Annotated in this window: 14 protein-coding genes; 5 read left to right on the top strand and 9 right to left on the bottom strand. The window is 70.7% G+C overall.

Annotated elements, in window-relative coordinates:
• Positions 1-18: 18 nt before the first annotated feature.
• Both OG828_RS31630 and OG828_RS31625 read right to left on the bottom strand, forming a co-directional pair.
• Positions 19-933: an ABC transporter permease gene (locus tag OG828_RS31630; protein ID WP_328364203.1), complete on the bottom strand. Its 915-nt coding sequence runs from the start codon at positions 931-933 to the stop codon at positions 19-21.
• Positions 930-3,575, bottom strand: a complete 2,646-nt coding sequence (locus OG828_RS31625; protein ID WP_328503054.1) for a CocE/NonD family hydrolase — start codon at positions 3,573-3,575, stop codon at positions 930-932. Before OG828_RS31625 ends, OG828_RS31630 begins: the two co-directional genes overlap by 4 nt.
• A 238-nt stretch (positions 3,576-3,813) precedes the next feature.
• Between OG828_RS31625 and OG828_RS31620 the strand changes: the two genes are divergently transcribed.
• Complete coding sequence (locus OG828_RS31620) at positions 3,814-5,196, top strand: condensation domain-containing protein (protein ID WP_328503053.1); 1,383 nt, start codon at positions 3,814-3,816, stop codon at positions 5,194-5,196.
• 84 nt (positions 5,197-5,280) lie between these two features.
• Positions 5,281-6,126, top strand: coding sequence for a hypothetical protein (locus OG828_RS31615; RefSeq protein ID WP_328503052.1), 846 nt, complete (start codon positions 5,281-5,283; stop codon positions 6,124-6,126).
• A 47-nt stretch (positions 6,127-6,173) separates the two neighbouring features.
• Here OG828_RS31615 and mmsA read toward each other — a convergent pair whose 3' ends face one another.
• The 5 genes from mmsA to iolC are packed head-to-tail and all read right to left on the bottom strand — an operon-like array spanning position 6,174 to position 12,226.
• A complete protein-coding gene (mmsA, locus tag OG828_RS31610; RefSeq protein ID WP_328364197.1) occupies positions 6,174-7,676 on the bottom strand; it encodes a CoA-acylating methylmalonate-semialdehyde dehydrogenase in 1,503 nt (500 codons plus the stop codon).
• A 21-nt stretch (positions 7,677-7,697) separates the two neighbouring features.
• Complete coding sequence (gene iolD / locus OG828_RS31605; protein ID WP_328364196.1) at positions 7,698-9,581, bottom strand: 3D-(3,5/4)-trihydroxycyclohexane-1,2-dione acylhydrolase (decyclizing); 1,884 nt, start codon at positions 9,579-9,581, stop codon at positions 7,698-7,700.
• Positions 9,578-10,390: a 5-deoxy-glucuronate isomerase gene (gene iolB, locus OG828_RS31600; protein WP_328364195.1), complete on the bottom strand. Its 813-nt coding sequence runs from the start codon at positions 10,388-10,390 to the stop codon at positions 9,578-9,580. Before iolB ends, iolD begins: the two co-directional genes overlap by 4 nt.
• 7 nt (positions 10,391-10,397) lie before the next feature.
• Positions 10,398-11,279: a Cgl0159 family (beta/alpha)8-fold protein gene (locus tag OG828_RS31595; protein ID WP_328503051.1), complete on the bottom strand. Its 882-nt coding sequence runs from the start codon at positions 11,277-11,279 to the stop codon at positions 10,398-10,400.
• The gene (iolC, locus tag OG828_RS31590; protein ID WP_210576677.1) at positions 11,276-12,226 is read right to left on the bottom strand and encodes a 5-dehydro-2-deoxygluconokinase; all 951 of its coding nucleotides are present in this window, start codon (positions 12,224-12,226) and stop codon (positions 11,276-11,278) included. The genes OG828_RS31595 and iolC overlap by 4 nt, the downstream gene beginning before the upstream one ends.
• Before the next feature lie 125 nt (positions 12,227-12,351).
• Here iolC and OG828_RS31585 point away from each other — a divergent pair, with 125 nt between their 5' ends.
• Both OG828_RS31585 and OG828_RS31580 read left to right on the top strand, forming a co-directional pair.
• Positions 12,352-13,269: a sugar phosphate isomerase/epimerase family protein gene (locus tag OG828_RS31585; protein WP_328503050.1), complete on the top strand. Its 918-nt coding sequence runs from the start codon at positions 12,352-12,354 to the stop codon at positions 13,267-13,269.
• Positions 13,270-13,629: 360 nt separating this feature from the next.
• Positions 13,630-13,830, top strand: coding sequence for a helix-turn-helix transcriptional regulator (locus OG828_RS31580; RefSeq protein WP_210576679.1), 201 nt, complete (start codon positions 13,630-13,632; stop codon positions 13,828-13,830).
• Positions 13,831-13,898: 68 nt separating this feature from the next.
• Here OG828_RS31580 and OG828_RS31575 read toward each other — a convergent pair whose 3' ends face one another.
• Together OG828_RS31575 and OG828_RS31570 are read right to left on the bottom strand one after the other, a co-directional pair.
• Positions 13,899-14,945, bottom strand: a complete 1,047-nt coding sequence (locus tag OG828_RS31575; protein WP_328503049.1) for a zinc-dependent alcohol dehydrogenase family protein — start codon at positions 14,943-14,945, stop codon at positions 13,899-13,901.
• Positions 14,893-17,229, bottom strand: coding sequence for an MMPL family transporter (locus OG828_RS31570; protein WP_328503048.1), 2,337 nt, complete (start codon positions 17,227-17,229; stop codon positions 14,893-14,895). Before OG828_RS31570 ends, OG828_RS31575 begins: the two co-directional genes overlap by 53 nt.
• Before the next feature lie 128 nt (positions 17,230-17,357).
• On the opposite strand from OG828_RS31570, the gene OG828_RS31565 reads away from it, so the two are divergent.
• Complete coding sequence (locus tag OG828_RS31565; RefSeq protein ID WP_328440490.1) at positions 17,358-18,029, top strand: TetR/AcrR family transcriptional regulator; 672 nt, start codon at positions 17,358-17,360, stop codon at positions 18,027-18,029.
• Positions 18,030-18,086: the final 57 nt, after the last annotated feature.

Here is an 18,086-nt window from a genome sequence, read left to right as displayed (position 1 = left end):
GGGTGACCCTCCGTTGACCTACGACACGATGTCCTTGCGCGCGAAACCGCGGAAGGCCAGCGCGAACAGCACGAGCGCGTACGTTACGGAAATCGCGCTGCCCTGGATCATGCTGGACCACTCGGGGTTCGGCTGGACGGCGTCGGCCCAGGCGTAGTTCCAGTGCGCGGGCAGGAAGTGCCGCCAGTCGCCGAGGGCGGTCACCTGGTCGAGGACGTTGCCGACGATGGTCAGGCCGACCGCGCCGCCGACCGCGCCGAGGGGCGCGTCCGTCTTGGTGGACAGCCAGAACGCGAGCCCCGCGGTGACCAGTTGGGAGACGAAGATGAACCCGACGACCACCACGAGCTGCTGCGCCGCCGTGCCCGCGTCCACCGCGCCGCCGGTCGGCAGCTGCAGCGGACCCCACCCGTAGGCGGCGACGCCGACGGCCAGCGCGACCAGCGGCAGCACGATCATCGCGGCCAGGCTGAGGCCGAGGCCGACGACGAGCTTGGACCACAGCAGCCGGGCGCGTGGCACGGGTGCGGCGAGCAGATAGCGCAGGGAGGACCAGCCGGCCTCCGAGGCGACCGTGTCCCCGCAGAACAGGGCGACGGGGATCACCAGCAGGAAGCCCGCGGACACGAACAGGTTCACCGCGGCGAAGTTGGCGGCGGACTGCGTGGCCGTGTCCAGCAGCGTGATCCGCTCGCCACCGCCGCTGTCGGGCTCGCCGCCGATCGCGAAGGCGACGACGAGCACGAACGGCAGGGCGGCGAGGATCGCGAACATGACCAGCGTGCGGCGCCGCTTGAGCTGGCGGAGCAGCTCGACGCGGAGCGGCAGGGTGCGGCCCGGGCGATAGCCGGACGCCGTTTCGGCGCGCTCGACGAGCGGCTCGGGGCGGCCGGTCTCTTCGGAGCGGCCGGTTCCCTCGGTGAGCGTGCTCATGCGGAGCCTCCGATCAGGGTGAGGAAGGCGTCTTCGAGGCGGCGGTGCGGGCCGACCGACTGGACGGGGATGTCGAGGCGGACGAGTTCGGCGACCAGGCGCTGTGGTGTGCCGTCACCGTCGAGCCTGATCAGCAGGCCGTCGTCGGTGGACACGGCCGAGCTGATGCCGGGCAGCGCCGCGACCTTCTCCACGACGGGTCCCTCCACCGGCGTACCGGTGCCGACGAGGAGGGTGTCGCCGGAGCCGATGATCTCTCCGACCTGGCCCGCCTGTACGAGTCGGCCCCGGTCCATCACCACGAGGTGGGTACAGGACTGCTCGACCTCCGCCAGCAAGTGGCTGGAGACGATCACCGTGCGTCCGGCGGCGGCGTACCGGATCAGCACCTCGCGCATCTCGCGGATCTGCGGCGGGTCGAGGCCGTTGGTCGGTTCGTCGAGGATGAGCAGGTCCGGCAGGCCGAGCATGGCCTGGGCGATGGCGAGGCGCTGGCGCATGCCCTGCGAGTACGTGCGCACCGCGCGGGCGAGGGCGTCGCCGAGGCCCGCGATCTCCAGGGCCTCCTCGATGTGCGCGTCCCCGGCGGGGCGGCCGGTCGCGGCCCAGTACAGCTCCAGGTTCTCCCGGCCGGACAGATGCGGCAGGAAGCCCGCGCCCTCGACGAAGGCGCCGACCCGGGACAGCACCGGGGAGCCCGGCCGGATGGCGTGGCCGAAGACCCGGATCTCGCCGCCGTCCGGGGTGATCAGGCCCATCAGCATGCGCAGGGTCGTGGTCTTGCCCGCGCCGTTCGGTCCGAGGAGGCCCAGCACCTGGCCCTTCTCGACGCGGAAGGACAGGTCCTTGACCGCGTAACGGTCGGACGACTTCGAGTATCGCTTGCTCAAGTCCGTGATCTGGAGCGGAACTTCGGCGAGTGCGGGGTCCGGGGGCGCGGACGCGGTGCGGCGGCGGGCGGTCAGCAGCAGGGCAAGCGCGATGCCGGCGCCCGCGAGCGGCAGCCACCACACCCAGGACGGCAGCGGAGCCGCCGCCGTGCTCACGCCGGAGGCCGTGGGCACCGACAGGTCGCCCTTCAGGGAGACGGTGTACGTCGCCGGGGCCGCCGGCGAGGCGTAGCCGAGGTCCGTGGAGGAGAGGACCAGGCGCAGCCGGTGGCCCTTGTCGACGTTGTGGTCGATGGCGGGCAGCGTGATCGTGACATCCTTGCCGGCCTTGGCGTCCGTCACCCTCAGGGGCGTCACCAGCTGGGACGGCAGCACCTGCTGGGCGCCGTCGGGGCCGACGTCGTACACCTTGCCGAAGAGGACGGCGTCGTCGCTGGTGGACTTGACGTGGACGGTGGCCGTCGGCGATCCGGTGATGCGCAGGTCGTCGCCGACGGGGGCCGACTCGAAGGCGGCGTACTGGCCGGGGAAGTCCAGCGAGATACCGACGCCGAGCGAGGAGAGCTGGGCGAGTCCGCCGCCGCCGAGGCCGGGCAGGGCGGAGATGGCCGGCGGGTTGGCGCCGGCCGGGTTGTCGAAGGTCTGCTCGCGGCCGGTCAGGGCGACGGACTTCTGGCCGCTCTCCAGGCCCGGGTAGGTGTCGCCGCTCGCACCGCGCAGCGTGGCCTCGCCGTCGGTGGAGTCGACGCCGCCGGTGCGGGTGATGCGGAAGGCGGGGCCGGTGTCGGCGCTCTTGTCGTCCTTGAGGTAGCGGTCGAACCAGGAGTCCACGCGCGCGTTGAGCCGGCTCGCCTCCAGATCGCCGCCGTCATGCCCGCCGGAGATCCAGTCGACGTCGACGGGGGCTCCGTTGGCGCGGATCGCCTTCGCCGCCGCGTCGGCCTGGCCGAGCGGGAAGAGGGAGTCCGTCTGGCCCTGCATCAGCAGGGTGGGCACCTTGATGCGGTCGCCGACGGCCGACGGTGAGCGCTCCTCCAAGAGCTGCCGTGCCTCGGCGTCCGGGGTGCCGGACTCAGCGACGCGGTCGTACATCTCGCAGAGCCGCGTCTCGAACTTGTCGCAGCCGCCCGCCGTGTTGAAGAAGACGCCCGCCCACAGCTTCTTGAAGACGCCGTTCGGGAACAGGGCGTCCGCGAGGTTCCAGTAGGTGATCGCCGGGGCGATGGCGTCCACCCGGTCGTCGTACCCGGCGCCGAGGAGGGAGATCGCGCCGCCGTACGAGGCTCCGGCCATGCCCACGCGCGGGTCGCCGGTCTTGTCGAGCTGGACCTGGGGCTGCTCGGCCAGCCAGTCGATCAGCCGGGAGACGTCGGCGACCTCGGCCTTCGGGTCGTTCAGGCCGACCTTGCCGGTCGACTTGCCGAAGCCGCGGGCCGACCAGGTCAGCACCGCGTAGCCGTCGGCGGCGAGGTCCTCGGCCTGCTCGCGTACGTCGTCCTTGCTGCCGCCGAAGCCGTGCGCCAGCAGGACGGCGGGGCGGCGGCCGTCCGCGCCGGAGGTGAAGTACGAGGTGTCGACGCGCACCCCGTCACCCACGGCCATCACCCGGTCGGCGCGGTGCACCGCGGGCGCGTCGTCGGAGGCGACGGCCGTCCACGTACCGGCGCCGGCGAGGACGACAAGGGCGGCCGCGGCGGTAAGAAGCCGCCGCGGCCGCCCTGGCCCACGCAGTCCGGGCAGTCGAAGATCCATGCGTCAACGGTACGCGGCCAACCTGTCGGCCCCCGACAGCTTCTGGGCGGAACCCTCTGACCTCCCAGGGGCGTACACGCACCGTCCCGTATACCGCGCCCGTGGTACGCGCACTGCCGTACAAGAACCGCTGTTCGAAGCGCCACTCGATCCATTGAAAGATCACGACACGGCGGGTTTCCGGGGGCGCCCCGGCAGATCCTTGAAGGTCTGCCCCCTTCGCGAACGGAGACGCCCTGTGCGCATCACTGACATCCAGCGCTGCGAGGTCCGGCCCGGACGGCTCGTCGAGTGGACGCTCAGCCCGGCGACCGTGGAGGCGGCGGCGGGCCTGCCGGATGACACCCGGCCACCGGCGTACATCCAGGAGTCGCACATCAAAACGGCGCGAAGTGTGCGGGAGGACGGCCTGTTCGTGCCGACCTGGCTCGGTACGGCCTTCGACATCCCGGGCCGGGTCGACCTGGACGCGCTGCAGGACGCGCTGCGGGGCTGGACCCTGAGGCACGAGACGCTGCGCAGCGGCTTCCGGCCGGACGGCGACGCGCTACGGCGCTTCACTCTTGCCCCGGGTGCCGTGTCCCTGCACCGCGAGGACGTCGGCGACTTCCCCGACGCCGCCGAACTGGTCCAGCACCTCCAGGACCGCTTCGACACGACGGCGGACGCGCTGCGCTGGCCGAACCTCATGTACGCGGCGGTCGTCCGCTCCGACTCCACCAGCGTGTACATGGCCTTCGACCACAGCAACGTCGACTCCTACTCGATCCAGCGCATCCCCGCCGAGATCCACGAGCTGTACACGACCGGCGTCGAGGGCGGTCCGGCTCCGCGGGACCCGGTCAGCAGCTATGTCGACTTCTGCGAGATCGAGCGGGCGGACGCCGACCGGATCGACGAGAGCCACGAAATCGTCGCCCGCTGGCGGGAGTTCATCCGCCGCTGCGACGGCAGGCTGCCGAACTTCCCCGTCGACCTCGGCCTGGATCCCGACGCCGGGCTGCCCACCCAGAAGCTGATGCGGGAGACGCTGGTGGACGCGGACGACGCCGCCGCCTTCGAGGCGTACTGCCGGCCCTACGGCGGCAGCCTCGTCGGCGTCCTGGCCGCCACCGGCCTCATCGTCCGGGAGCTCGGCGGGCAGTCCGTCTACCGCACGGTCGTGCCCTTCCACACCCGGATGAAGTCCCACTGGTCGGACACCGTGGGCTGGTTCGTGGGCGGCGCCCCGATCGAGGTTCCCCTGGCGCCGGGCCTCGACTTCCCGGCCGCCCTGAAGGCCGTACGCGCCGAGATGCACGCCAACCGGTCGCTGGCCCGCATGCCCATCGCCCGGGTGCTGCGGCTGCTCGGCTCCGACTTCCGTCCGACCTCGCCCGACCTGTACTCCATCGTCTCCTTCGTCGACGGACGGGACCTGCCCCGCTCCGCGGACTGGTCCGAGCTGGCGGCGTACGGACTGCTGCGGGTGTCCTACGGCGACCAGGTGTGCGTATGGATCAACCGGCTCCACGAGGGCCTGTGGTTCGCGAGCCGCTATCCGGACACCGACGTCGCGCACAAGAACATGCGGTTGTACGTCGAGCGGCTGCGGGACCTGATCCGGTCGGTGCCGCGGTGACGATCACGCTGCTGTCGACGCTGGTGTCAGTGGGGCTCGCTAGAGTTCCGGGCACAGTAGATTCACAGCTACGGGTGGGGACAGATGAAGCAGAAGCACACCGCTGCCTGGGTGGGGTTCACGGCGGCGGCGTTGGTGGCGACGGCCGGGTGCGGCGCGGAGGCCACGAAGGAGACCGCGGAGCAGGCGGCCAAGGCGGTCGGCAACGTCGAGCAGATCAAGGCGGTGCTCTCGCGGGCGGCGGACCGGACCGAGGAGCTCGGGTCGGCCGAGGTGAAGATGAGCACCACGATGAACGGCGGCGCCCCCATAGCCATGGAGGGCACGTACTCCTGGGGTGACGGGTACGAGTACGACGTCGAGATGGACACCAAGGCCGCCCAGATGCAGACGCTGACGGACGCCCCGACGATCCGCGTGCTCTTCGTGGACGGCGCCTATTACTACGACGTCGACCCGCAGCCCTCCGGCCCGCTCGCCGGCAAGGAGTGGATGAAGGTCGACGGCTCGGCGGTCTTCGGCGAGAAGGGTGCCGACGCGCTCAGCGGAAGCAGCGGCGGCAGCCCGTCGGCCACGATGAAGGGCCTGAAGTACGCGGACGACGTCGAGAACCTCGGCAAGCAGACGGTCAACGGGCAGAGCACGACCCACTACCGGGCCGTGATCGACCAGGCGAACATGGGCAAGCTCCAGGAGGCCTACAGCGACGAGGGCAACCTCTTCAACTCGCTGACCGGCGGCGGCGACTCGATCACCATGGACGTCTGGGTGGGCGCCAAGGACCTGCCGGTCCGCATATCGCAGGAGTTCGGCACCATGTCGGTCACCATGGACTTCGAGAAGTTCGGCGCCACGGCCGACATCGCGGCGCCGCCCGCCGCGCAGACCGGTGACCTCACCGAGGCGCTCAAGGAAGCCAACGGCCAGTGACATGACGGAGCCCGGGCACGTGCGGTGCCCGGGCTCAGCTGTGTCGCTCAGTGGTTGCGCGGGAAGCCCAGGTCGACGCCGGCCGGGGCGTCGGCCGGGTCGGGCCAGCGGGTGGTGACGACCTTGCCGCGGGTGTAGAAGTGCGTGCCGTCGTTGCCGTAGATGTGGTGGTCGCCGAAGAGGGAGTCCTTCCAGCCGCCGAAGCTGTGATAGCCGACGGGGACCGGGATCGGGACGTTCACGCCGACCATGCCGGCCTCGATCTCCAGCTGGAAGCGGCGGGCGGCGCCGCCGTCCCGGGTGAAGATCGCGGTGCCGTTGCCGTAGGGCGAGTTGTTGATCAGCTCCACGCCCTGCTCGTAGGTCTCCACGCGCAGGACGCACAGCACCGGGCCGAAGATCTCGTCCCGGTACGCGTCCGAGCCCGGCGGCACCTTGTCGAGCAGCGAGATGCCGATCCAGTGACCGTCCTCATAGCCCTCGACCGTGAAGTCGGTGCCGTCGAGCACGACCTTCGCGTACTGCGCCGGGGCGCCCTTCACATACGACGCCACCTTGTCGCGGTGGGCCTTCGTGATCAGCGGGCCCATCTCGGACGTGGGGTCGTTGCCGGGACCGATCTTGATCTTCTCGGCGCGCTCGCGGATCTTCTCGACCAGTTCGTCACCGATCGCGCCGACGGCCACGACCGCGGAGATCGCCATGCAGCGCTCGCCCGCGGAGCCGTAGGCGGCGGAGACCGCGGCGTCCGCTGCCGCGTCCAGGTCGGCGTCCGGGAGGACCAGCATGTGGTTCTTGGCGCCGCCCAGCGCCTGGACGCGCTTGTGGTTGGCGGAGGCGGTGGTGTGGATGTAGCGGGCGATGGGGGTCGAGCCGACGAACGACACCGCCTTGACGTCGGGGTGCTCCAGCAGGCGGTCCACGGCCACCTTGTCGCCGTGGACGACGTTGAAGACGCCGTCGGGCAGCCCGGCTTCCGCCAGCAACTCGGCGAGCTTCATCGACGCCGACGGGTCCTTCTCGCTCGGCTTCAGCACGAAGGTGTTGCCGCACGCGATGGCCATCGGGAACATCCACATCGGGACCATCGCCGGGAAGTTGAACGGCGTGATGCCCGCGACGACGCCCAGCGGCTGGCGGATGGAGGCGACGTCCACGCGGCTGGCGACCTGCGTCGACAGCTCGCCCTTCAGCTGCACGTTGATGCCGCACGCCAGGTCGACGATCTCCAGGCCGCGCGCCACCTCGCCGAGCGCGTCGGAGTGCACCTTGCCGTGCTCGGCGGTGATCAGCTCGGCGATCGCGTCCCGGTTGGCGTCCAGCAGCGCCCGGAACTTGAACAGGATGTTGGTGCGCTGGGCCAGCGAGGACTGGCCCCAGGTCACGTAGGCCTCCTTGGCGGCCTGCACCGCCGCGTCCACCTCGTCGACCGAGGCGAACGCGACCTTCGTGGTGACCGCGCCGGTGGCAGGGTCGGTGACCGGCCCGTACGTACCCGACGCGCCTTCGACGGTCTTGCCGCCGATCCAGTGGTTGACGATCTTCGTCATGGCTGAGCTCCAGTCATTCCTTCACAGAGGGCGGCGTCGGGCGCTGACGTGCCGGTCGTACTCCTCGCGGGCCTTCACCGCCGACGAACGGGTCGCGGTTTCGGCCACAGGTACATCCCACCAGGCCTGCGCCGGAGGCGGGCCCGACACTGTGTATGCCGTTTCGGTCTCGACGTAGACACATGTGGGAGTGTCGGCGGCGCGCGCCTCGGCGAGCGCCTCGTGCAGGTCGGCGACGGTCTTCGCACGCAGCACGCGCATGCCGAGGCTGGCGGCATTGGCGGCGAGATCCACCGGCAGCGGGGCGCCGGAGAACGTCCCGTCGCCGGCGCGGAAGCGGTAGGCGGTGCCGAACCGCTCGGCGCCGGTCTCCTCCGACAGGCCGCCGATGGACGCGTACCCGTGGTTCTGCACGAGCAGCATCTTGATCGCGACGCCCTCCTGCACGGCCGTGACGATCTCCGTCGGCATCATCAGGTAGGTGCCGTCGCCGACCAGCGCCCATACGGGACGGTCGGGCGCCGCGAGCTTCACACCGATCGCGGCCGGGATCTCGTAGCCCATGCAGGAGTAGCCGTACTCCAGGTGGTACTGGTCCGCCGAGCGCGCCCGCCACAGCTTGTGCAGATCGCCCGGGAGCGAGCCGGCCGCGTTGATGATGATGTCCGACTCGTCGACGATGGCGTCCAGCGCGCCGATGACCTGCGGCTGCGTCGGGCGTACATCGGGCTCGTCGGCCTCGAAGCAGGCGTCGACGCGCTGCTCCCAGCGCTCCTTGTCCTCGCTGTACTCGGTGACGTACGCGTCGGGGACCCGGTGGCCGTGCATGCCCAGGGACTGGGTGAGTTCCTGGAGGCCGCTGCGGGCGTCCGCGATCAGCGGCAGACCGGAGAGCTTGTGGCCGTCGTACGGGGCGATGTTGAGGTTGAGGAAGCGGACGTTCTCGCCGGTGAAGAGGGTGCCGGAGGCCGTGGTGAAGTCGGTGTAGCGGGTGCCGACGCCGATCACCAGGTCGGCGGTGCGGGCGAGTTCGTCGGCGGTGGCGGTGCCGGTGTGGCCGACGGCGCCGACGTCCTGCGGGTGGTCGAAGCGCAGGGAGCCCTTGCCCGCCTGGGTGGAGGCGACCGGGATGCCGGTGGTGCGGGCGAACTCCTCCAGCGCCTCCTCGGCACGGCTGTGGTGGACGCCGCCGCCCGCGACGACGAGCGGGCGCCGGGCGGCGCGGATCGCGTTCACGGCCTCGGCGAGCTCGGTCGGGTCCGCTCCCGGCCGTCGTACGACCCAGGTCCGCTCGGCGAAGAACTCGTCCGGCCAGTCATAGGCCTCGGCCTGGACGTCCTGGGGCATCGCGAGGGTCACCGCGCCGGTCTCCACCGGGTCGGTGAGTACGCGCATCGCCTGCAGGGCCGCCGGGATCAGGGCCTCGGGGCGGTGGATCCGGTCGAAGTACCTCGACACCGGGCGGAGGCTGTCGTTGACCGAGATGTCGCCCGCGTACGGCACTTCGAGCTGCTGGAGCACCGGGTCGGCGGGGCGGGTGGCGAAGATGTCGCCGGGGAGGAGCAGCACCGGAAGGTGGTTGATGGTGGCGAGGGCGGCGCCCGTGACCAGGTTGGTCGCGCCCGGGCCGATGGAGGTCGTCACCGCGTGCGTGGAGAGGCGGTTGGACTGGCGGGCGTAACCGATCGCCGCGTGCACCATGGACTGCTCGTTGCGGCCCTGGTGGTAGGGCATGTCATCGGCGTACTCGAGCAGCGCCTGGCCGAGCCCGGCGACGTTGCCGTGGCCGAAGATGCCCCAGGTGGCGTCGATGAGCCGGTGCCGTATGCCGTCCCGCTCCGTGTACTGGACGGACAGGAAGCGCACCAGCGCCTGCGCGACCGTCAGCCTCGTCGTTGAGGTCATCGGTAACCCTCCGTGTGGTCCGGGTGGAAGCAGATCCGCCACTCCCGAGTCTCGCCGGGCCCCGCCATGACGTTCAGGTAGTACATGTCGTGGCCGGGCTGGGCGATCGACGGGCCGTGCCATCCGTCGGGGACGAGGACGGCGTCTCCGGAGCGGACCTCCGCGAGGACGTCCGATCCGCCCTCACGGGAGGGGAATACGCGCTGATAGCCGAAGCCGTTCGGGCCGTCGATCTCGAAGTAGTAGATCTCCTCGAGCTCCGCTTCCTCGCCGGGCCGGTGCTCGTCGTGCTTGTGCGGCGGATACGAGGACCAGTTGCCGCCGGGTGTGATCACCTCGACCGCGATGAGCTTGTCGCATTCGAACGCGTCGGCGGAGGCGAAGTTGCGCACATGGCGTGTGCGGTTGCCGCTGCCGCGCTGCTCGACGGGAACCTCCGGCGCGGGGCCGTAGCGGGCGGGGAGTCGTCGCTCGCACTTCGCTCCTGCCAGGGCGAAGCGGCCTCCCGCGCCGGAGGCGATCTGTACCCGGGCGTCTCGGGGCGCGTACGCGAAGTCGGTGACCGACGCGAACACGCTCTCCCTGCCCAGGAGTTGGAATACCTCGTCCTCCACTTGCACCGTACAACCACCGCTCAGCGGCACCACGATCCACTCGCTGTCACCGGTGGTGAAGGTGTGCGAACCACCCGCCTCCAGCTCGACGATCCGCAGACTGGAGTGGGTCCACCCGGCCAGCTTGGGGTCGATGTCGAGCGCGTAGTGCGGGTCGGCGGTGGCGCCCTTCGGGACGTACAACTCGTTGCTCATGCGGCCCTCACAGCAGTCCTACGGCGGTGTCCACGGCGGCGGCCACATCGCCGTCCGCCGGATACAGCAGCGAACGGCCGACCACCAGGCCCTGGACGGTGGGCAGTTGGAGGGCGCCGCGCCATTTCTCGTACGCGCCGTCCTGATCGTCCCCGACATCGCCGCCCAGCAGCACGGCGGGCAGGGTGGAGGTCTCCATGACCCGGGCCATGTCGTCCGGGTTGTCGGTGACGGGGACCTTCAGCCAGGTGTACGCCGAGGTGCCGCCCAGGCCGGAGGCGATGGCGATCGACTTGGTGACGGCGTCGGCGGAGAGATCGTTGCGGAGCTTTCCCTCGGGCGTCCGACGGCTGATGAACGGCTCGACGAACACGGGGAGCCCGCGGGCCGCCATGTCGTCGATCGCGCGGGCCGTGGACTCCAGGGTGGTGAGGGAGCCCGGGTCGTCGAAGTCGATCCGCAGCAGCAGCTTGCCCGCGTCGAAGCCGAGGCGCTCGATGTCCTGGGGTCGGTGGCCGGTGAAGCGGTCGTCGAGTTCGAAGGAGGCGCCCTGGAGGCCGCCGCGGTTCATCGAGCCCATGACGACCTTGCCGTCCAGGGCGCCGAGCAGCAGCAGGTCGTCCAGGATGTCGGCGGTGGCGAGGACGCCGTCGACGCCGGGCCTGGCGAGGGCCAGGCAGAGGCGTTCCAGCAGGTCGACGCGGTTGGCCATGGCGAACTTGCGGTCGCCGACGCTGAGCGCGCCGCGGGCGGGGTGGTCGGCGGCGACGATCATCAGTCGGCCCGAGTCGCCCATCAGCGGCCGTCGGATGCGGCGGGCGGCCGCCTCGGTGATGGCCTCGGGGTGGCGGCTGCGGGTGCGGACCAGCGCCTCGATGTCGACGGTCACAGAACGGCTCCCGCGGTGAGGGCGGCTTCCACTTCGGCGGGGGTCGGCATGGCGGACGAGCACTCCAGTCGGGAGGCGACGATGGCACCGGCGGCGTTGGCGTGCCGCATGATCTTCTCCAGGTCCCAGCCTTCGAGGAGGCCGTGGCAGAGGGACCCGCCGAAGGCGTCACCGGCGCCGAGGCCGTTGAGGACGGTCACGGGGAGGGGCGGGACTTCGGCGCTTTCGCCCTTGCTGTTGACGGCGAGGACGCCCTTGGGGCCCTGCTTGACGACGGCCAGTTCGACGCCGGCGTCGAGGAGTGCGCGGGCGGCGGCGTGCGGTTCGCGGACACCGGTGGCGACCTCCACCTCGTCGAGGTTGCCGACCGCGACGGTGGTGTGGCGCAGGGCCTCGGTGTAGAAGGGGCGGGCTTCGGCCGGGTCGGCCCAGAACATGGGGCGCCAGTCGAGGTCGAAGACCGTCGTACCGGCCTTGGCGCGGTGGGCGAGGGCCGCGAGGGTCGCCGTACGGCTCGGCTCCTCGCTCAGGCCCGTGCCGGTCACCCAGAAGACACTCGCGTCGCGGATCGCGTCGAGGTCCAGCTCATGGGCGTCGATCTCCAGGTCCGGGGCCTTGGGACGGCGGTAGAAGTACAGCGGGAAGTCGTCCGGCGGGAAGACCTCGCAGAAGGTGACGGGGGTGGGCAGTCCGGCGACCGGGGTGACCCAGCGGTCGTCGACGCCGAAGTCCCGCAGCGCCTCGTGGAGGTAGGTGCCGAACGGGTCGTCGCCGGTACGTGTGATCACGGCGGTACGGCGGCCGAGGCGGGCCGCGGCGACCGCGACGTTCGTCGCCGAGCCGCCGAGGAACTTGCCGAAGGACGTCACCTGCGGCAGCGGGACACCCGTCTGCAGCGGATAGAGGTCCACGCCGATCCGCCCCATGGTGATCAGGTCGTACGCCATCGCGTTCCCTTCGTATCGGCTCTCTCCGGCTTTCTAGACCCCGATGGCGAGCCCTGTCAATGTTTTGTCCAGACATTCGGACCAGACCTTGACAGGCCCCGCTGTGCGACCGGAAGCTGGCCGCCATGACTTCGTTGTCACCACAGTCCTCACTGTCCCGCATCCGGGTCGGGTCGGCGCCCGACTCCTGGGGTGTGTGGTTCCCCGACGACCCTCAGCAGGTTCCCTGGCAGCGCTTCCTGGACGAGGTCGCGCAGTCCGGCTACGAGTGGATCGAGCTCGGCCCGTACGGCTATCTGCCGACCGACCCCGCCGTGCTCACCGAGGAGACCGCGCGGCGTGGCCTCAAGGTGTCGGCCGGGACGGTCTTCACGGGGCTGCACCACGGGGAGGCCGTGTGGGAGAAGACGTGGGCGCATGTCGCGGACAACGCGGTGCTCGCGCAGGCCATGGGGGCGAAACATCTGGTCGTCATCCCGTCCTTCTGGCGGGACGACAAGACCGGTGAGGTGCTGGAGCCGAGTTCTCTGACGGCCGAACAGTGGCGGAACCTCGCCTCGCTGACCGAGCAGCTGGGGCGTCGGGTGCGGGAGGAATACGGCCTGCAGATCGTCGTCCATCCGCACGCCGACACGCACATCGACTCCGAGGAGAACGTCGTCCGGTTCCTCGACGCGACCGACTCCGATCTGGTGTCGCTGTGCCTGGACACCGGGCACTACGCGTACTGCGGTGGGGACAGCGTCAAGCTCATCGAGACGTACGGTTCACGGATCGGGTATCTGCATCTCAAGCAGGTGGATCCGGAGATCCTGGCGGAGGTACGGGCGGAGGGGACGCCGTTCGGGCCTGCGGTGGCGCGGGGTGTGATGTGCGAACCGCCCTCCGGGGTGCCGGCGTTGGGGCCTGTGCTGGAGGCTGCGCAGCGGCTGGATGTGGATCTGTTCGCGATCGTGGAGCAGGACATGTATCCGTGTGCGGCGGATGTGCCGTTGCCTATTGCGGTGCGGACGCGGGCGTTTTTGAGGTCTTGCGGGGCGTAGGGGCGCCTACTGGGCTGGTGGGTTGCGGGAGGGGCCGGCGGGTGCGGGTTGTGGGGGTTGTTCGCGCAGTTCCCCGCGCCCCTTACGGGGCGCTGTACTGCAACCCCCTTAGGGGCGCGGGGAACTGCGCGACCAGCCCCCACCGGCCCGCAGCAAGCAACCCTCGTGTCACAAATAACTCCCTCGTGTCACACATGTCGCATGTTCGCGAGTCATCCGTCACACCCCGTGCACAGACCTGACCCGCGCTCACTCTGCGTCGTTCACCAGACACAGGCTTTGTGATCGCCAGCGCAGCGCCCGGTACCCCCGACGGCCGTTCCCGGCTGCCGCCGCGGTGCGCGCAGGGAGGTGCACCTCATGACCGACCGACGGCTCTGGTCCTACAAGGAGATCGCGGCGCACATCCGGGTGCAGCCGGACACCGTGCGGTCCTATCGCAAGCACGGGCTGCTGCCGCCACCCGACCATGTGGAGGGCGGCAAACCCTACTGGTACGCGGACACCGTCCGGGCATGGGTCGCTTCCCGCCCGGGGAACCGCGCCCGTAGAGAGGACTGAACCGCCCGTCGACAGGGCTGGATGTCCTGTGCCTGCCCGGGAAGCGCGGCCGGGCAGGCGCGGCTCGTTCAGCTCCACGGCTCGATGACCGTCACCCCCGCTCCCGGTGCCGTGCCCATCGCGGCGAGGGCCGACGGTGCCGCGTCCAGCGTGATGGTGGAGGTGACCAGGAGGTCGGGGCGCAGGGCGCCGGTCCGGACCAGCTCCAGCATGGGCGGGTAGGTGTGAGCCGCCATGCCGTGACTGCCGAGGAGTTCCAGTTCCAGGGCGATCACGCGGGCCATCGGGACGGGGGTGGTGCCCGTGGGCGAGGGCAGCAGACCGACCTGGACATGCCGGCCCCGGCGACGCAGGCCGTTCACGGAGGCGGCGCAGGTCGCGGGTGCGCCGAGGGCGTCCAGGGAGAGGTGGGCGCCGCCGCCCGTGAGGTCGCGGATCGCCGCCGCCGTGTCCGGCGTCCCCGTCCCGTCCACGCACTCCGCCGCCCCGAACTTCCTTGCCAGGTCCAGGGCCCCGGCGGATACGTCGACGGCGATCACCCTCGCCCCGGACGCCGCCGCGATCATCACCGCCGACAGGCCCACGCCCCCGCAGCCGTGCACGGCGACCCACTCCCCCGCCGCGACCCTGCCCTGCTGCACCACCGCCCGGAACGCCGTCGCGAACCGGCAGCCCAGCGAGGCCGCCGTCGCGAACGACATGCCGTCGGGCACGGCGACGAGGTTGACGTCGGCGTGGTCCAGCGCGACGTACTCGGCGAACGAGCCCCAGTGGGTGAAGCCGGGCTGGGTCTGGCGCTCGCACACCTGCTGGTCGCCCGCCGCGCAGGATGCGCAGGTGCCGCAGGCGCAGACGAAGGGGACGGTGACTCTGTCGCCGGGGCGCCATGCGGTCACTCGGTCGCCCACCGACTCGACGACACCGGCGAGTTCATGGCCCGGGACGTGCGGGAGCGTGATGTCCTCGTCGTGGCCTTGCCAGCCGTGCCAGTCGCTGCGGCAGAGGCCGGTTGCTTCGACCCTTACGGTCACTCCGTGGGGGGCGGGGGTGGGGTCGGGGGCGTCATTTCTGACCTCGGGCGGTTGCCCGTACCGCTCGAACATCACTGCGCGCATGTGCCTTGGCCTCCGGGGTGAGTGCCTCGATATGCCGGTTGTCGTCTGCTGCGCCATCGTGGCTGGTCGCGCAGTTCCCCGCGCCCCTTTGGGGCGCGCTGTTCAACCGTGGGCTGTCACCTTGTCCCTCGCTCCAGCCGAACCGCTGATGCAGGCGGCGCAACGGACCCGGTGCCCACCAAGTCGCCTTGCCTGTGAGGCGCATCACCGCTGGGACCAGGAGGCTGCGGATGATCATGGCGTCCATGAGGACCGCCAGGGCGATGCCCAGGCCGAGCATCTTGGTGTTGGTTACTCGGGAGGTGCCTATGGCGACCATCACCACGGCCAGGATGACGGCGGCGGCGGTGATCAGGCCGCCGGTGCGCTGCAGGCCGTGCCGGACTGCCTGCTCGTGGTCGCCGGTGTGGTCGTACTCCTCCTTGATGCGGGAGAGCAGGAACACGCCGTAGTCCATGGAGAGTCCGAAGGCCACGCAGAACATCAGGACCGGGAGGGTGGTCTCGATGGAGCCGGGGCTGGTGAAGCCGAGCAGGCCGGAGAGGTGGCCGTCCTGGAAGATCCAGACCACCGCGCCGAACATCGCCGTCAGGCTGAGCGCGTTGAGTGCCACCGCCTGGATGGGGATGAGCACGCTGCCGGTGAGGAGGAAGACCAGGAGCAGGGTGACTATGGCGATGAAGGCCGCCGCCCAGGGCAGTTGCTCGGCGATGGCGTCCTTGGAGTCGACCAGGACGGCCGCGGTGCCGGTCACCTTGGTGTCGAAGGGGGCGTCCGTTTCCCGTAGTTCGCCGACGAGTCGCTGGGCCGGGTCGTCGACCGGCTCGCCCTCGGGCTGCACGGTGAAGTAGGCCGAGTCGCCCTTCACCAGCGGGCCCTCGACCCGCAGCACGTCGGGGAGGGCGGCGATCCGCTGCTTGTAGGCGGCGTACTGCGCCTCGGTCGCCCGTCCCTCGGCCAGCACCTCCAAGCCGCCGCCGGGGCTGCCCGGGAAGCCCTCCCGGATGTGCTGCTGCACGACGTGGGACTCGGCGCCGGCCGGCAGCTGGCGGTCGTCCGCCGTGCCGAACTTCACGCCCAGGAAGGGCAGGCCCAGAAGGACCAGCACGGCGGTGGTGCCCAGGGCGAAGAACGGGGCGCGGCGCATCACGAGGGACGCGGTGCGCGCCCAGCCCGAGGTGTCGGCGACGACCGTCGCCTTGGACGGCCTCCCGCGCCGGAACAGCTTCCGCAGATCCAGTGCGTTCACCCGGTGGCCCAGTAGGACCAGCGCCGCGGGGAGCAGGATCAGCGCCGCCGCCGCGGCCAGCAGCACCACGGCGATGCCGGCGTAGGCGAAGGACCGCAGGAAGTACTGCGGGAAGAGCAGCATCGCCGCCAGCGACACCGCGACCGTGAGGGCGGAGAAGAGGACGGTGCGGCCCGCAGTGCGCAGGGTGGTGCCGACCGCCGTCAACGGCTCGGCTCCCGTGGAGAGTTCTTCGCGGTAGCGGCGGACGATGAACAGGGCGTAGTCGACGGCCAGCCCCAGGCCCAGCGCCGTGGTCAGGTTGATCGCGAAGATGGAGACGTCGGTGAACTCGGTGAGGCCGCGCAGGATCGCGTTCGTCCCCAGGATCGCGACGATGCCGATGCCGAGCGGCAGCAGCGCCGCGACCGCGCTGCCGAAGACCATCACCAGCAGGACGAGGGTCACCGGCAGGGCGATCACCTCGGCGCGGGTCAGGTCCTCCTGGATGATCGCCTGCATCTCGTGCCGCACGGCGACCATGCCGCCGACCTTCACCTCCACCGGGCCGTGCGTGCCGCGGAACGAGGGCAGGATGCGGTCCAGGGTCTCGCCCATCGCCGTCTCGTCGCCGGTGAGGCGGGCGGCGATCAGCGCTTCGTGTCCGTCCTCGGCGCGCAGGGCGGCAGCCGCCGAGGGCTCGGCCTGCCAGTAGGAGCCGACACCTATGACGCCCTTCTCCCTTGCCAGCCGCTCGGCGAGACGCTCTGCCTCGGCGGCGACCGCCGGATCGTCGACCGAGGCGCTGCCCGCGTCCACGAGCAGCAGGAAGTTGGGCTGGGAGTCGGGGAATTCACGCTCCAGTGCCCTGGTCGCATACGTCGACTCGGCAGCCGGGTCCTCCCAGCCGCCGCTCCCCAGCCGGTCGGCCACACCGCTGCCGGCCAGCACGGCGAGGGCCGTCAGCACCAGGGCCGCGAGCAGCGACAACCGGGGTCGTGCGGTGACGAAGCGGGTCCAGGCTCCGACCCGAGGTGGGCTGTTGACTTCGGTCATGGTGCGGTGTCCCCTCCACCGTGGAAACCATAGACTGGAAAACACGAGACGTCGCTCGCGTTCCGACTCCAGAATGCGAGCGGTCACTCGTGTTTGTCAATGATGTTCGAAGAGCTGGGGATAACCGCGTGCCCGACAACCAGGAGCAGCAGGAGAAGAAGGACCAGCCGCGCCGGCGCCAGGCCCGCGGCGAGCGCCGCATCGCCCAACTGCTGGAGGCCGCGGCCAACGTCTTCTGCACGACCGGCTACACGGCGGCCAGCACCAACGCCATCGCCCGCGAGGCGGGTGTCTCGCCGGGCACGCTGTACCAGTTCTTCCCGAACAAGGAAGCGATCGCGATCGAGCTGGGCGACCGGCTCATGCGGGAGATGCGGGAGGCGTACGGCGAGGCGCTCGCGCCGGTCGACCCCGCGACCCCGCTGGAGGAGGCCGTCGGCGCGGCCGTCGACCGCTTCATCGCCTTCAACTGCGAACACCCCGTCTTCTTCGCGCTGATGCACGGTCCCGACGTCCCCGGCCGGATCGCCGAGGACCACGACGCGCTGCACGCGACCCTGCTCTCCCGGGTGGAGGACCTGCTCGCCTCACTCCTGCCGGACACCCCGGCCACCGGCGTCACCCGCATCGCGCAAGTCGTCCTGGGGATGTACATGGCCGGCCTGGAGCTGGTACTCGCCCACGAGGGCGCCGAACGCGACGCGTACATACAGGAATTGAAGAACGTCCTGATCCGCTACCTGGACCCGATGGTCGGCGACCGGCTCGGTCGGTCCCCCTCTTGGACTAATACCCCCTAGGGGTATACTCTGTGGGTATGGGGCTCCCCCCTGGGCCCCCTCAGCCCCACACGCCTC

This window comes from Streptomyces sp. NBC_00457 (assembly GCF_036014015.1).
In the GTDB taxonomy this organism is placed as follows: Bacteria; Actinomycetota; Actinomycetes; order Streptomycetales; family Streptomycetaceae; genus Streptomyces.
This window is presented reverse-complemented; position numbering and strand designations above follow the sequence as displayed.